The following is a 13,147-nucleotide window of genomic DNA, read 5'->3' as shown; positions in this document are numbered from 1 at the left end:
TTCCGGGGTCTTATCCTTAATGGCAAAAGCGGACTACTACGAGACATTGGGCGTCTCAAAGACGGCGGACGAGAAAGAGCTGAAGAGCGCCTTTCGCAAGCTGGCAATGCAATTTCATCCGGACAAGAATCCGGACGACAGCAGCGCCGAGCGGAAGTTCAAGGAAATCAACGAAGCTTACGAAACGCTCAAGGATCCGCAGAAGCGCGCAGCCTATGACCGCTATGGCCATGCTGCTTTCGAGCATGGTGGCATGGGCGGTGGCGGCGGTTTTGGCGCCGGCTTCGGTGGCGGCGGCGGCTTCTCCGATATTTTCGAGGATATTTTCGGCGAGATGATGGGTGGCGGCCGCGCACGCGGACGGTCCTCCGGCGGCCGCGAGCGCGGCGCCGATCTTCGCTACAATATGGAAATTTCCCTTGAGGAAGCCTTTGTCGGCAAGACGGCGCAAATCCGCGTGCCGACCTCGCTCACCTGCGACGTCTGTTCCGGCTCGGGCGCCAAGCCCGGCACGCAGCCGAAGACCTGCGGCACCTGCCAGGGCTCCGGCCGGGTACGCGCTGCACAGGGCTTCTTCTCCGTCGAGCGCACCTGCCCGACCTGCCATGGCCGCGGCCAGATTATTCCCGATCCCTGCACCAAATGTCATGGCCAGGGCCGCGTGACCGAAGAGCGTTCGCTCTCCGTCAACATCCCGGCCGGCATCGAAGACGGCACCCGCATTCGCCTGCAGGGCGAAGGCGAAGCCGGTCTGCGTGGCGGGCCTGCGGGCGATCTCTACATCTTCCTCTCCGTCAAGCCGCATGAGTTCTTCCAGCGCGACGGCGCCGATCTCTATTGCGCGGTGCCGATCTCGATGACGACGGCAGCGCTCGGCGGCACCTTTGATGTGGCGACACTTGACGGCACCAAGTCGCGCGTCACCGTTCCCGAGGGTACGCAGGTCGGCAAGCAGTTCCGCCTGAAGGCGAAGGGCATGCCGGTGCTGCGCTCCAGCCAGGTCGGCGACCTCTATATCCAGATCCAGATCGAAACGCCGCAGAAGCTGACCAAGCGCCAGCGCGAGTTGCTGCAGGAATTCGAGCAGATCTCATCGAAGGACAACAATCCGGAATCGACGGGCTTCTTCGCCCGCATGAAGGATTTCTTCGACACCTTCAGCGACTGAGCGGCGAATCACATTGTTTCACATGAATCCGGCCGATGATTCGGCCGGATTTTTTGTTTGGCGACGAATCACTCCCCCCTCGTGGTTCGAGACGGCCCTTTGGGCCTCCTCACCATGAGGACTGGCTTTGGCAATCCGCCAATCAGCCCCAGGTGAGCGGATCGAGCCGGAGATAGAAGGCGAGACGCTCGCGATCCGGCTTCTTGATTTCCATTGTCTCGAACAGGATCGAAAGCGCCCGCTCGCCCTGTTCAGGCGTTGCCCAGCTTTCCTCGGCATTGGCAATCATCAGTGAGAGATCGACATAGCGATCCGCCGTCCCGACACGGCCAAGATCGATCAGCCCGGTACATTGCAGGCTATGCGGATCGACCATAAAGTTGGGCATGCAGGCGTCGCCATGACACAGAACCTTGTCGATGGCCTCCTGATCGAGCCGGAGCGGCAGATCGCGCTCAACGCGCTCCAGCAGTTCGCGGACGGGCTTATCCTCATCCTCCGGCGGCAGAAAGTCCGGGTTCACGGCATTTCGGGAGACTACATCCGCCGCCCTCGCAAACATCAGCGACAGGCTGCGATCGAAGGGGCATCGATCGGCCGGAAGCTCGTGAAGAGCTTTCAGCTGCCGCACCATCGACGGCCAAGCCTTCAAAAGCGCATCTCCGTCCAGATCGACCGCCGGTATGCCGGGGGTTGCGGTCATTTCGAGACAGGCCCCCTCCTCCACCTCTTTCCAGTCGATCACCTCGGGGCAGGCAATACCTTTGCCTTGCAGCCACAGGAGGCGATCACGCTCGCCGGCAAGATCGGCTGACCGGGCTGACGAAGCGATTTTCGCATAGGCGAGACCATCTTCACGGCGATAGACAAGATCGCCCGATTCGCCCGCCTTTACGCGTGTCCAACTGGCGTGCGTATGCGCGAGCAATGTTTCTGCAAATTCCAATTGATGCCCCCTTCATTCAAAACTTCCCCGAGCATCGCGATATAGGTAGCGCCATGTGCCAATACCAACCTCTGCAGGAATTCAGGTAGATCTCTTCGAATGACAAGTATGCCGAATTGGCGAGCGAATCACCCGCCCTCGTGTTTCGAGACGGCCCTATGGGCCTCCTCACCATGAGGGCTGGTCTCCGCCGAATCGATCTCTTTGGGGCTGGGTGCAAGACCGCACTCCACCCTCATCCTGAGCCCGTCGAAGGACGAGGGTGGCCCGTGAGGGCACTTCACCCCGCAGACATAGCGGCCCATCGGCAAAAACCTTGCACTTGGCCAATGTTCGGCATACCCCTCGGCCACCGACCAAGAATCCGAAAGACCGATGCCGAACAAGGTTTTCATCTCGCGCCTGAAGCTCACCGACTTCCGCAATTATGCGGCAGCCGCGCTGACGCTTGATGAGCGGCATGTGGTGCTGACCGGCGACAACGGCGCCGGCAAGACCAATCTGATGGAAGCGGTCTCGCTGCTGTCGCCGGGCCGTGGCCTGCGCCGCGCCGCCTATGCCGATGTCACCCGCGTCCATGCGCCAGGCGGATTTTCGATCTTTGCCGAACTCGACGGCATGGACGGCACGGTCGAGATCGGCACCGGCATCGACGCGACGGACGAATCGGCCGCCCGCCGGCTGCGAATTAACGGTACGCCCGCCAAGACAATCGACGAGCTCACCGATCACCTGCGCCTTCTCTGGCTAACACCGGCCATGGATGGGCTGTTTACCGGCGGCTCTTCCGAACGCCGCCGCTTCCTCGACCGGCTGGTGCTGTCGCTCGATCCGGCGCATGGCCGCCGCGCCAGCGATTTCGAACGCGCCATGCGCAGCCGCAACAAGCTTTTGTCCGAAGGCCGATTCGATCCGTCCTGGCTTGCCGGCATTGAGGAGCAGATGGCAAGCCTCGGCATTGCCATGGCGATCGCGCGGCAGGAGATGCTTGGCCTGCTTTCCCGGCTGATTGCCGAAAGCCGCGAAGCAACGGCTTTTCCCTCGGCGGCGCTGGAGCTTTCCGGCTTCTTCGATGGGCAATTCGACCGGCCGGCCGTCGATCTCGAGGACAATTATGCCGCCCTGCTCCGCGAGGGGCGCTACCGCGATGCCGCAGCCGGGCGGACGCTGGACGGACCGCACAGGGCCGATCTGCTGGTGCGTCACCGCGAAAAGGACATGGAAGCTGAGCGCTGCTCGACCGGCGAGCAAAAAGCCCTGCTCGTCGGCCTGATTCTCGCCCATGCGCGCCTGGTCGGCAATCTCACGGGGCATGCGCCGATCCTGCTGCTCGACGAAATCGCCGCCCATCTCGACGAAGGCCGGCGCGCCGCGCTTTTCGACCTGATCGACGGGCTTGGCGGACAGGCCTTCATGACCGGGACCGACAAGGCAATGTTTTCCGCACTCGGCGAGCGCGCGCAGTTCTTTACCGTTGCGCATGGCGGCATTACGAAATCCTAGCATCTCAAAACCGCCGATCGTGATAGAGTGGCCGCTATGGATCCTTTGACCTCAGACGAAATCGCTCGCTACCAGCGCCACATCTTGCTGCCTGAAGTCGGCGGCGCCGGCCAGCAGAAATTGAAGGCCGCGCGCGTGCTGGTGATCGGCGCGGGTGGCCTCGGTGCGCCTGTGCTGCAATATCTTGCCGCCGCTGGCCTCGGCACGATCGGCATTGCCGATGACGACCACGTTTCGCTCTCCAACCTGCAGCGGCAGGTGATCCACGACAGCGGCACCATCGGCGAATTGAAGACGCAAAGTGCCGCCGACGCCATCGCGCGGCTCAATCCGCATGTGCGGACCATCCGTTTCGAGGAGCGTTTTGCGCTCGATACAGCCGCCCGGCAGCTCGCCGGCTTCGATCTCGTCATCGACGGCTCCGACAATTTCGATACGCGCTATGCCGCTGCCGATGCGACCGAGACCGCACATCTGCCACTCGTGACGGGCGCGGTCGGGCGATTCGATGGGTCCGTGACGACGCTAAAGCCTTATGAGAGCGACGCCGACGGCGCAGCCAATCCGCGTTATCGCGATCTCTTTCCGGCGCCCCCGCCGCAGGGCCTTATCCCCAGCTGCGCCGAGACTGGCATCATCGGCGCTTTGACCGGTGTCATTGGCACGCTGATGGCGATGGAGGCCATCAAGCTTGTCACCGGCATCGGCGAGCCGCTGATCGGCCGCCTGCTGCTTTATGATGCGCTCTCGGCGAAATTCGAGACGATAAGGTACAAGCGCAAAAAGGTGCGGCTGGCGGCAGAATAATGTACCTCGGTCAATGCTTCCTAGCCGCCCTCGTGGTTCGAGACGGCCCTTTGGGCCTCCTCACCATGAGGGCTGGTCTTCTCGCTCCCGCGCTCCAGTCTTCTCGCTCCGGCGGTAAGAAGAGCTCTACCTCCTCGCTTCGGCGCGACCGGTGAGTGGCACCGGCATCGAAGACCGGGGCTGCTCCACCTCACCCTGAGGAGCGGCGGCGCCTGAGCCTGTCGAAGGAGCCGAAGCCTCGAAGGGCGAGGTGGCCACTGCTTCGGCCGCCCACACTCGAAAAGATCAGCTTGCCCGCGGCGGAATCCGCGTGATGCGGGCGCCGAGCGCATTCAGCCGCTCCTCGATGCGCTCATAACCACGCTCGATCTGCTGGGCATTATTGATGACGCTCGTGCCTTCGGCGCACATCGCGGCGATCAGCATGGCCATGCCGGCGCGGATATCGGGGCTTTCGAGCTGGGCGGCGCGCAACTTCGATGGGCCGGCGACGATGGCGCGGTGCGGGTCGCAGAGTACGATCCGGGCGCCCATGGCGATCAGCTTGTCGACGAAGAACATCCGGCTTTCGAACATCTTCTCGAACATCAGCACGACACCATCGCATTGCGTTGCGGTGACGATGGCGATCGACATGGTGTCGGCCGGGAAAGCCGGCCATGGCTGGTCCTCGATCTTCGGGATATGACCGCCGAAATCCGGCTGGACCTTCATCTCCTGCCCGGCCGGGATCACCAGATCGTCGCCTTCGATGCGGCAGCGGATGCCAAGCCGTTCGAAGGTCATCAAGGTCGAGCGCAGATGCTCCACACCTGCGCCGCGAATGGTGATCTCGGAGCCGGTGACGGCGGCAAGGCCGATCAGCGACCCCACTTCGTTATGGTCAGGCCCGATGCGGTGGGTAGCGCCGCCGAGCGGTTGGCCGCCATGGATCGTCATCATGTTGGTGCCGATGCCTTCGATACGGGCACCCATGGCGATGAGGAAGCGCGCCAGATCCTGCACATGCGGCTCGGAGGCACAGTTTCGCAGGATCGTCGTGCCATCGGCGAGAACGGCCGCGCAGAGCGCATTTTCCGTTGCCGTCACCGAGGGTTCGTCGAGGAATACGTCGGCGCCGCGCAAGCGCTCGGCACGGAAACTATAGGCGCCGTCGACGGTGATCTTGGTGCCGAGCTGTTCGAGCGCCAGGAAATGCGTGTCGACGCGGCGGCGGCCGATGACGTCGCCGCCCGGCGGCGGCAAGGTAATTTCGCCGCAACGCGCCAGCATCGGGCCAGCAAGCAGGATCGAGGCGCGGATGCGGGCGCAGAGATCGGGATCGAGATTGGCCGGTCTGAGTTCGCGGGCCTCGATTTCGAGCTCGTTGCGCCCGAGCCAGCGCACCTTGGCGCCCACGGACTGGATCAGCTCCACCAGCGCCTCGACATCGCGGATGCGGGGCACATTGCTGAGCACGACACGCTGATCGGTCAAAAGGGAGGCGGCAATGATCGGCAGCGCCGCATTCTTGTTGCCGCTCGGCTCGATCTCGCCGGACAGCTTGAAACCACCTTCAACGACATATTGAATCCGCTCATGCGGCAGCGACTGCGCCATTATCTTCGCCCTTCCTGCTTCGTATTTCCGGCCACCTCTGGGCCGCCTTTATGACATGGGCGTGACCGGCGGATGGGATGTGGATCGTTTTTGGGTGTGGGTGGCAGGTTGCACCTCGGTGCGGGCCGAGCCGGCAGCAAGCCGCCCCGCCCCCGAGCGAAAACCTGTCACCTGAATGGCAGCACGCGATTGGGTGGGCGATGGCCGTCTATGAAGGTGCGGATGTTGATGATGACCTTGTCGCCCATGTCGATGCGGCCCTCGAGCGTGGCCGAACTCATATGCGGCAGGATGACCACCTTGCCTTCGTTGGCGAGCTTCACCAGCTTCGGATTGACAGCCGGTTCGTTCTCGAACACGTCGAGGCCCGCACCGGCGATCTTCCCCTCACGCAGGATCTTGATCAGCGCCGTCTCGTCGATGACGTCGCCGCGCGCGGTGTTGACGATGTAGCTCGTCGGCTGCAGCAGCGCCAGGCGGCGAGCCGAGACCAGATGATAGGTCGCGGGCGTCGACGGGCAATTGACCGAGACGATATCGACGCGGGCCAGCATCTGGTCGAGGCTGTCCCAATAGGTCGCCTCCAGCTCGTCTTCCGTTGCCGGATTGACCCGTTTGCGATTGTGATAGTGAATCGAAAGGCCGAATGCCTTGGCCCGGCGAGCGACAGCCGTGCCGATGCGGCCCATGCCGACGATGCCGATGCGCTTGCCATGGATACGGCGGCCAAGCATCCAGGTGGGCGACCATCCCGCCCATTCGCCAGGGTTGTCAGTCAGCACGCGCGCACCTTCGGCAAGACGGCGCGGCACGGCGAGGATGAGCGCCATGGTCATGTCGGCGGTATCTTCGGTCAGCACATTCGGCGTGTTGGTGACCGTGATGCCGCGACGGGCGGCGGCCTCGACATCGATATGATCAGTGCCATTGGAAAAGCTGGCGATCAGCTTCATCTGCGCGCCGGCTTCCTCGATCACCTCGGCGTCGATGCGGTCGGTCACCGTCGGTACCAGCACATCGACCGAGCGGACTGCCTCGATCAATTCGGCCTTGGTGCGGGGATGATCGTCTATATTGAGCTCGGCATCGAAGAGTTCGCGCATTCGCGTCTCAACCGCATCCGGCAGTTTACGCGTTACATAGACCTTCGGTTTTTTCTTCGGCGTCATGGAGAGCGGCGATGCCTTGTTCAGATGTTCTTAACCAAGAAGCGGGATAATTTTCCCGTTCCGGGCATTTCTACCAGACCCGCAGGCGAAGACAAACAAAACTCGCTGGCGCGATCCGAGGATTTGCCGACAGGCGGAGCGCAAGGGCGATCGAAACCGCGCCTTTGTCATGACGAACGAACGGAAATCCCATGCGTGGCAAAGTATTGAAGTCCTGCGCTATTTTCGCGATCGGCCTGATGATGGCCGCCGCAACGGCGGATCTTGCCGCGGCCCAGGCAGCCAAAGGGCCGAGCGGATTGCCGCTGCCGCGCTTCGTCACGCTGAAATCGAAGCGGGTCAATCTGCGCATCGGCCCGAGCGCCGACTATGCCGTGTCCTGGCTCTATCTCAAGCAGGGGCTGCCGGTTGAGATCATCCAGGAATATGATAATTGGCGGCGCGTGCGCGACGCCGACGGCACCGAAGGCTGGGTCAACCAGTCGCTTCTATCGGGCCAGCGCTCTGCGCTTGCAGCTCCATGGATGAAGGGCAAGGGCAAGGCAGTGTTCGTCAACATGCGTCGCGACGCCCAGCCATCCGGCACCGTTATCGCCAAGCTTCAGCCCGGCGTGATGATGAGCGTGCGCGAATGCACAGGCGACTGGTGCATGGTAACGGCTGACGGCACCGAGGGTTGGGTCGCTCAGTCCGAAATCTGGGGTGCCTACCCCGGCGAAGCCTTCAAGTAACGAAACATCTCATCAAATCAGTACCCCCCGAGACTTTTCCGGCGCCATGATATATCTGGCAGCGGAAATGGAGACCGACGATCTTGGGCTATCTACTCGGCGTTTTGGGCATTGCGGTCGTTGTGTTCACATCGACGAATGTCGACGACATCTTTGTTCTGCTCGGCTTCTTTGCCGATCCCAAATTCCGCGCGAAACAGATCATCATCGGCCAATATCTCGGTATTGCCACGCTTTACGGCGTCAGCGTCGTTGCCTCGTTCCTCGTGCTCGTCATTCCAGCCGCCTATATCGGCCTGCTTGGCTTCGCCCCGATCTATTTCGGACTGAGGAGGTTGTGGGAACTCTGGAACGGCATCGAAACGGACGGCGATCCGGAAGACCATGAGAAGGCCTCTGCGGGGCATGGCAATATCATCGCGGTCACCCTCGTGACGATCGCCAATGGCGGCGACAATATCAGCGTCTACACGCCGCTCTTTGCCACTCGCTCCGCCTATGAAGTTCTGGCGATCGGCTGCATCTTCGCTGTTATGACGGCGATCTGGCTCGGAGCGGCCCATTCCCTTGTCAACCATCCGAAGCTTGGCGCACCGATCAGGAAACATGGGCACAGGGTGGTACCCTTCATTCTGATCTGCCTCGGGATCCTTATTCTCTATGAAGCCAGGACTGCGACACTCTTCTGGAGTTAGGCGGCTGCTTGATCCGATTCATAAAAAAGCCGCCCTGACGATTTGTCGAAGGCGGCCCTTATTCTCAGCATGTCAAACGACTTGGCGATCTAGTTCGATCAGAGAAGCCCGAATTGCTTGCCCGCTTCCGACAGCGACCGCATCGGCCGAGGGCCGATCTGTTCGATGACGATGGCCGCGGCGAGGTTGCCGAGCTTGGCGCAATCTTCGAGCGTGCGTCCCTGCGTATAGCCGAACAGGAAGCCGGCGGCGAAAAGATCGCCGGCGCCGGTCGTATCGACACGTTCATCGATCGGATGCGCATCGACGACATAACGCTCGTTTCCACGCACGATGACGGCGCCGTCCTTGCCTGTTGTGACGGCAGCGATCTTGCAATCGGCCGCGATCGACGTCAGCGCCTTGTCGAAATCGTCGGTCTCGTAGAGCGACAGAGCCTCGTCACGATTGGCGAAAACGATATCGACCGTGCCGGAGCGCATCAGGTCGAGGAATTCGCCACGATAGCGACCGACACAGAAGCTGTCGGACAAGGTCATCGACACTTCGCGGCCGTGAGCATGGGCGATGCGGGCGCATTCGCGGATCGCTTCCTTGGCGCGCGGCGGATCCCAGAGATAGCCTTCAAAATAGGTGACCTTGGCGGCGGCGACGACATCTTCCTCGACGTCTTCCGGGCCAAGCTCGACACAGGCGCCGAGATAGGTGTTCATCGAGCGCTCGCCGTCCTCGGTAACGAAGATCATCGAGCGGGCGGTGGGCGGGAAAGTGCCCTTCGCCCTGGTCTCATAGTGCACGCCCTGGGCGCGAATATCGTGGGCGAAGATCTCTCCGAGCTGATCCTCGGCGACCTTGCCGAAATAGGCGGCCTTGCCGCCGAAATTGGCGACGCCGGCAGCCGTATTGCCGGCACTGCCGCCGGAAGCTTCAAGCGCCGGGCCCATGCGCGAATAAAGGAGCTCTGCGCGTTCGGCATCGATGAGATTCATCGCTGCTTTGGTGATTTCGTTGTCGATCAGAAACTGATCGTTGCAGCGGGCGATAATGTCGACGATGGCATTGCCAACGGTCAGTACATCGAAACGAGTCATCAATAGGAAGGTCCCGGTATAGGTGATAGCCGGTAATCGGTATTATCGGTTTTTCCGAAGTTTGGAAGAAAAATCGGTATATTGGCGACCAACTTAATTCCGATCAGTCATTTGGCTGTCACTTTCTATCTTTAAATGCTTATCAAGCGGCTGGGATCGGAAGCTCACAAGGCTTCCAAGCCAGTCTCGGAAGGTATGATACCTTCCGCCTCACCGGTACGCGGGCCGACCACGGATGAACTGGCGGCATGTGCACCGGGGGGACTCTCCGGCGAAGCCGGACAGGCAAAAGCGGGTTTGATCCCGCTTTTTTTGTTTTGCGGCTTCTCACGATGAAGCAAGCTGCTACAACTTCCGGATCAAATCCCTCGAGCCATCATTTCAACGGCCTCGCCCGGCATGTCCGAAATCCTGACCGACGTCCTTCCCGTTTTCCTGATGATCCTCGTCGGCTGGGTGATCGTGCGCACTGGCCTGTTGAAGGCCGAAGTCGGCGAGGCCATGAGCGAATTCGTCTTCAAGATCGCCGTGCCGCTGCTGCTGTTCCAGACCATTGCCGAGGCGAATTTTCAGGGCGAATCGCCGTTTCGATTGTGGATCGCCTATTTCTCCGGCGTTGCGGTCACCTGGACCGCTGGCCATCTGGTGACGACAAGGTTGTTCGGCCGGGATGCGCGCATCGGCGTGCTGGCCGGAGTTTCGTCGGCCTTCGCCAATACGATCTTCATCGGCCTGCCGCTGGTGGGCCGCACGGTCGGACCAGACGGCATCATGGCGATGTCGATCCTGATCGCCGTGCATCTGCCGACCATGATGATTGCCGGCACACTGCTGATGGAACAGGCCGAGCGCAAGGAGAATGCCGGAGCCGGTCGCAGCACCGGCGAGCTTCTGTTGCAGGTCGGCAAGAACCTCGTTCGCAATCCGCTGGTCATAGGGCTCTTCTGCGGTCTCCTCGTGCATATGATCGGCATTCCCATCCCGGCGACGCTCGGAACCGTGGTCGACAACATTGCCAATATTGCCGGTCCGGCGGCGCTGATCTCGCTTGGCATGGCGCTGCGCCAATATGGTCTCTCGGGCAATATCGGCATCACCAGCGTGATAGCGGCCTTCAAGCTCCTGCTGCTTCCCGCCTGCGTGTTTGCCGCCGCATACGTCCTGGGCCTCAGCCCTGAATGGCGGGCGGCGCTCGTACTCACGGCTGCGGTTCCTACAGGTGTGAACGCCTGGCTGATTGCCAACCGCTTCGGGGTCGGTCACAGTCTTGCAGCCTCGACGATTACGCTGACGACCGCGCTCGGCGCATTCTCGGTGTCACTCTGGGCCTATATGCTCGGCTAGCCTGACCCTCGCTCGGCACCTGGCGAAGACGATATATCTCCGCAGTCGGAGAAGCAGGCAGGAAAATGGTCATATATTTGCGCATCGCGGCTTTTAAGTCCGGAGCGCAGCAAAGGATGGCACATGAATATTGCAACTCCACTCAGCAACCCCGCTTCGGCCTACGCACATAGGGTATTCGTCCTGCAGGGCGGCGGTGCGCTCGGCTCCTATCAGGCGGGCGCCTTCGAAGCGCTGAGAGAACAGAATATCGAACCGGACTGGATCGCCGGCATCTCGATCGGCGCGATCAACGCGGCGATCATGGCCGGCAACGTACCGGGCGAGCGGCTTGAGAAGCTGCGCTCCTTCTGGAACAAGGTGGGCATCCAACTCCCCGTCGACGTGCTGATGGAACATCAACGCGAGACAAGCCCCTTCTACCGCACGGTCAGCAGCTGGTGGGTCTCAACCTTCGGCGTGCCCGGATTCTTTTCGCCCTGGCAGATCCCGGCCTGGTTCCAGCCACGCGGCTCGGCCGGCGCGACAAGCATCTACGACACCGGGCAATTACGCCAGACGCTGCTCGACCATGTCGATTTCGACCGAATCAACCACGGCCCGGTGCGGCTGAGCCTCGGTGCGGTCAATGTGCGCACCGGCAACTTTGCCTTTTTCGACAACAAGGACACCAAGATCACGCCGGAGCATGTGATGGCGAGCGGCGCCCTGCCACCGGGCTTTCCCTCAATCAAGATCGGCGGCGAGCACTATTGGGACGGTGGCCTCGTTTCAAATACGCCACTCGGTTATGTGCTGCGCAACGGCGCCGGCGTCGATACGGTGGTGTTTCAGGTCGACCTCTTCAGCGCCGTCGGCCCGTTGCCGCAAGACCTCGAAGAGGTCGAGGAGCGCCGCAAGGACATTACCTATTCCAGCCGTACCCGCCTCAATACCGACCTCTTTCTGGAACGGCATCGTCTGCGGCGCGCCATAGCCGAGCTTTATGCCCGCCTTCCCGACGAGGCCAAGGCTGATCCGGAGATCCAGAAGCTGCAGGAGCATTCCAGCGACTACAGCGTCACGATCATCCACCTGATCTATCGCAACAAGCAGTTCCGCTCCCATTCCAAGGATTATGAATTTTCGGCGCTTTCCATGCATGAGCATTGGCAGGCGGGCCTGCGCGACGGCCGCAGGGCACTGGCGCCGGAAGAATGGCGCGTGCCGCCCAAGGCCGAAGAAGGCCTCAAGGTCTACGATCTCGACCAGAGATCGCGTTCGCGCAAACATGCTCTCTAGAGCCCTTTCGCTTTTCTTCGAATCGCGAAAGCGCTCTATCTCTTTGTTTTTACGTATTTCCGGACGGAAAACCGCTACGCACTTTTCCTGGAAATGCTCTAGGACACGTCACGAATAAGCCCGGTCGTTGTGACCGGGCTTTATGATTGTGTGTGCCTCTGAAGCAATCAGTTGGTCGCAGCAGCCGGGGCGGCGTTCGGATCCGGCAGCGGCTCGGGCGTATCGGCGAGCGTGCGCAGATAGGCGATCACGTTGGCACGATCCTCTTCCTTCGGCAGGCCGGCAAAGCCCATGGCCGTTCCGGCGACGAACTTCTTCGGAGCGGCGAGGAAGTGGTAGAGGTGGTCATACGTCCACTTCTCGGAACCGCCCTTGGAGAAATCCTTCATGCCGGACGAGTAGGCAAAGCCCTCATGCTCGCCGACCGGGCGATCGACAATACCCCAGAGATCAGGGCCAACCTTGTTTGGCCCTCCCTTCTCTCCGGAATGACAGGCCTGACACTTCTTGAAGATCGTTTCGCCGACCTTGGCATCAGCCTTCTGCAACAGCTGAGCGATCGGCGTTTCCGGCTTGGCGGCAGCAGCCTTGTCTCCACCCGCGGCCGGTTCTTCGGCAACGATGGTGAAACCGGGCTTTTCCGGTGCCTCCGAATGGAAAATAAATCCTGACGCGAGCGACACGGACTTCAACACGAACAGCGTGGCCAAAAGTGCCCCGACTCCCATGTTCACGTAGGATGAATTCATCTGCTATGCTCCCCTCGCCGCCGGCATCCTCCGCCGGCCCATCTTGAATTCGCGCGAAACCTAT

The 13,147-nt window shown here is 61.3% G+C and carries 12 protein-coding genes; 7 read left to right on the top strand and 5 right to left on the bottom strand.

All coding sequences use genetic code 11. From position 1 onward, the window contains the following. Window positions 1-19: 19 nt before the first annotated feature. Window positions 20-1,168, top strand: coding sequence for a molecular chaperone DnaJ (dnaJ, locus tag A6U86_RS20595; RefSeq protein ID WP_068394829.1), 1,149 nt, complete (start codon window positions 20-22; stop codon window positions 1,166-1,168). Between the two features lie 142 nt (window positions 1,169-1,310). Here dnaJ and A6U86_RS20590 read toward each other — a convergent pair whose 3' ends face one another. Next, window positions 1,311-2,114 (bottom strand): APH(3'') family aminoglycoside O-phosphotransferase, encoded by an 804-nt coding sequence (locus A6U86_RS20590; protein ID WP_068394828.1) that lies wholly within the window; start codon window positions 2,112-2,114, stop codon window positions 1,311-1,313. Between the two features lie 375 nt (window positions 2,115-2,489). Here A6U86_RS20590 and recF point away from each other — a divergent pair, with 375 nt between their 5' ends. Both recF and A6U86_RS20580 read left to right on the top strand, forming a co-directional pair. Beyond that, entirely contained in the window at window positions 2,490-3,617 is a 1,128-nt protein-coding gene (recF, locus tag A6U86_RS20585; RefSeq protein WP_068394827.1) for a DNA replication/repair protein RecF, read from the top strand. 36 nt (window positions 3,618-3,653) lie between these two features. Then, window positions 3,654-4,424 (top strand): molybdopterin-synthase adenylyltransferase MoeB, encoded by a 771-nt coding sequence (locus A6U86_RS20580; RefSeq protein ID WP_068394826.1) that lies wholly within the window; start codon window positions 3,654-3,656, stop codon window positions 4,422-4,424. Between the two features lie 285 nt (window positions 4,425-4,709). Here the strand turns inward: A6U86_RS20580 and murA are convergent, their stop codons facing one another. Continuing rightward, the gene (gene murA / locus A6U86_RS20575) at window positions 4,710-6,023 is read right to left on the bottom strand and encodes a UDP-N-acetylglucosamine 1-carboxyvinyltransferase (RefSeq protein ID WP_068394825.1); all 1,314 of its coding nucleotides are present in this window, start codon (window positions 6,021-6,023) and stop codon (window positions 4,710-4,712) included. Window positions 6,024-6,190: 167 nt separating this feature from the next. Beyond that, entirely contained in the window at window positions 6,191-7,192 is a 1,002-nt protein-coding gene (locus A6U86_RS20570; RefSeq protein WP_068394824.1) for a D-glycerate dehydrogenase, read from the bottom strand. Window positions 7,193-7,383: 191 nt separating this feature from the next. Here A6U86_RS20570 and A6U86_RS20565 point away from each other — a divergent pair, with 191 nt between their 5' ends. Together A6U86_RS20565 and A6U86_RS20560 are read left to right on the top strand one after the other, a co-directional pair. Then, complete coding sequence (locus tag A6U86_RS20565) at window positions 7,384-7,923, top strand: SH3 domain-containing protein (protein ID WP_068394823.1); 540 nt, start codon at window positions 7,384-7,386, stop codon at window positions 7,921-7,923. A gap of 83 nt (window positions 7,924-8,006) precedes the next feature. Continuing rightward, the gene (locus A6U86_RS20560) at window positions 8,007-8,618 is read left to right on the top strand and encodes a cadmium resistance transporter (protein ID WP_083196920.1); all 612 of its coding nucleotides are present in this window, start codon (window positions 8,007-8,009) and stop codon (window positions 8,616-8,618) included. A gap of 98 nt (window positions 8,619-8,716) precedes the next feature. Here the strand turns inward: A6U86_RS20560 and A6U86_RS20555 are convergent, their stop codons facing one another. Further along, a complete protein-coding gene (locus A6U86_RS20555; protein WP_068394821.1) occupies window positions 8,717-9,709 on the bottom strand; it encodes an adenosine kinase in 993 nt (330 codons plus the stop codon). 399 nt (window positions 9,710-10,108) lie between these two features. Between A6U86_RS20555 and A6U86_RS20550 the strand changes: the two genes are divergently transcribed. Together A6U86_RS20550 and A6U86_RS20545 are read left to right on the top strand one after the other, a co-directional pair. Continuing rightward, window positions 10,109-11,053: an AEC family transporter gene (locus tag A6U86_RS20550; RefSeq protein ID WP_068394820.1), complete on the top strand. Its 945-nt coding sequence runs from the start codon at window positions 10,109-10,111 to the stop codon at window positions 11,051-11,053. Between the two features lie 123 nt (window positions 11,054-11,176). Then, complete coding sequence (locus A6U86_RS20545) at window positions 11,177-12,334, top strand: patatin-like phospholipase family protein (RefSeq protein WP_068394819.1); 1,158 nt, start codon at window positions 11,177-11,179, stop codon at window positions 12,332-12,334. Window positions 12,335-12,501: 167 nt separating this feature from the next. On the opposite strand, the gene A6U86_RS20540 is transcribed toward A6U86_RS20545, so the two are convergent. Beyond that, entirely contained in the window at window positions 12,502-13,083 is a 582-nt protein-coding gene (locus tag A6U86_RS20540; protein WP_068394818.1) for a cytochrome c family protein, read from the bottom strand. Window positions 13,084-13,147 lie beyond the last annotated feature (64 nt).

Source organism: Rhizobium sp. AC27/96, from assembly GCF_001692325.1.
GTDB lineage: Bacteria > Pseudomonadota > Alphaproteobacteria > Rhizobiales > Rhizobiaceae > Rhizobium.
Note: the sequence above shows the minus strand (reverse complement) of the source record. Positions and strands in the feature narration are given on the sequence as shown.

Excerpts from the sequence above, each read along its gene's own strand:
- A6U86_RS20580 (WP_068394826.1), top strand. The coding sequence starts at position 3,654 with ATGGATCCTTTGACCTCAGACGAAATCGCTCGCTACCAGCGCCACATC.
- A6U86_RS20565 (WP_068394823.1), top strand. The coding sequence starts at position 7,384 with ATGCGTGGCAAAGTATTGAAGTCCTGCGCTATTTTCGCGATCGGCCTG.
- recF (WP_068394827.1), top strand. The coding sequence starts at position 2,490 with ATGCCGAACAAGGTTTTCATCTCGCGCCTGAAGCTCACCGACTTCCGC.
- dnaJ (WP_068394829.1), top strand. The coding sequence starts at position 20 with ATGGCAAAAGCGGACTACTACGAGACATTGGGCGTCTCAAAGACGGCG.
- A6U86_RS20540 (WP_068394818.1), bottom strand. The coding sequence starts at position 13,083 with ATGAATTCATCCTACGTGAACATGGGAGTCGGGGCACTTTTGGCCACG.
- A6U86_RS20545 (WP_068394819.1), top strand. The coding sequence starts at position 11,177 with ATGAATATTGCAACTCCACTCAGCAACCCCGCTTCGGCCTACGCACAT.
- A6U86_RS20570 (WP_068394824.1), bottom strand. The coding sequence starts at position 7,192 with ATGACGCCGAAGAAAAAACCGAAGGTCTATGTAACGCGTAAACTGCCG.
- A6U86_RS20550 (WP_068394820.1), top strand. The coding sequence starts at position 10,109 with ATGTCCGAAATCCTGACCGACGTCCTTCCCGTTTTCCTGATGATCCTC.
- murA (WP_068394825.1), bottom strand. The coding sequence starts at position 6,023 with ATGGCGCAGTCGCTGCCGCATGAGCGGATTCAATATGTCGTTGAAGGT.
- A6U86_RS20555 (WP_068394821.1), bottom strand. The coding sequence starts at position 9,709 with ATGACTCGTTTCGATGTACTGACCGTTGGCAATGCCATCGTCGACATT.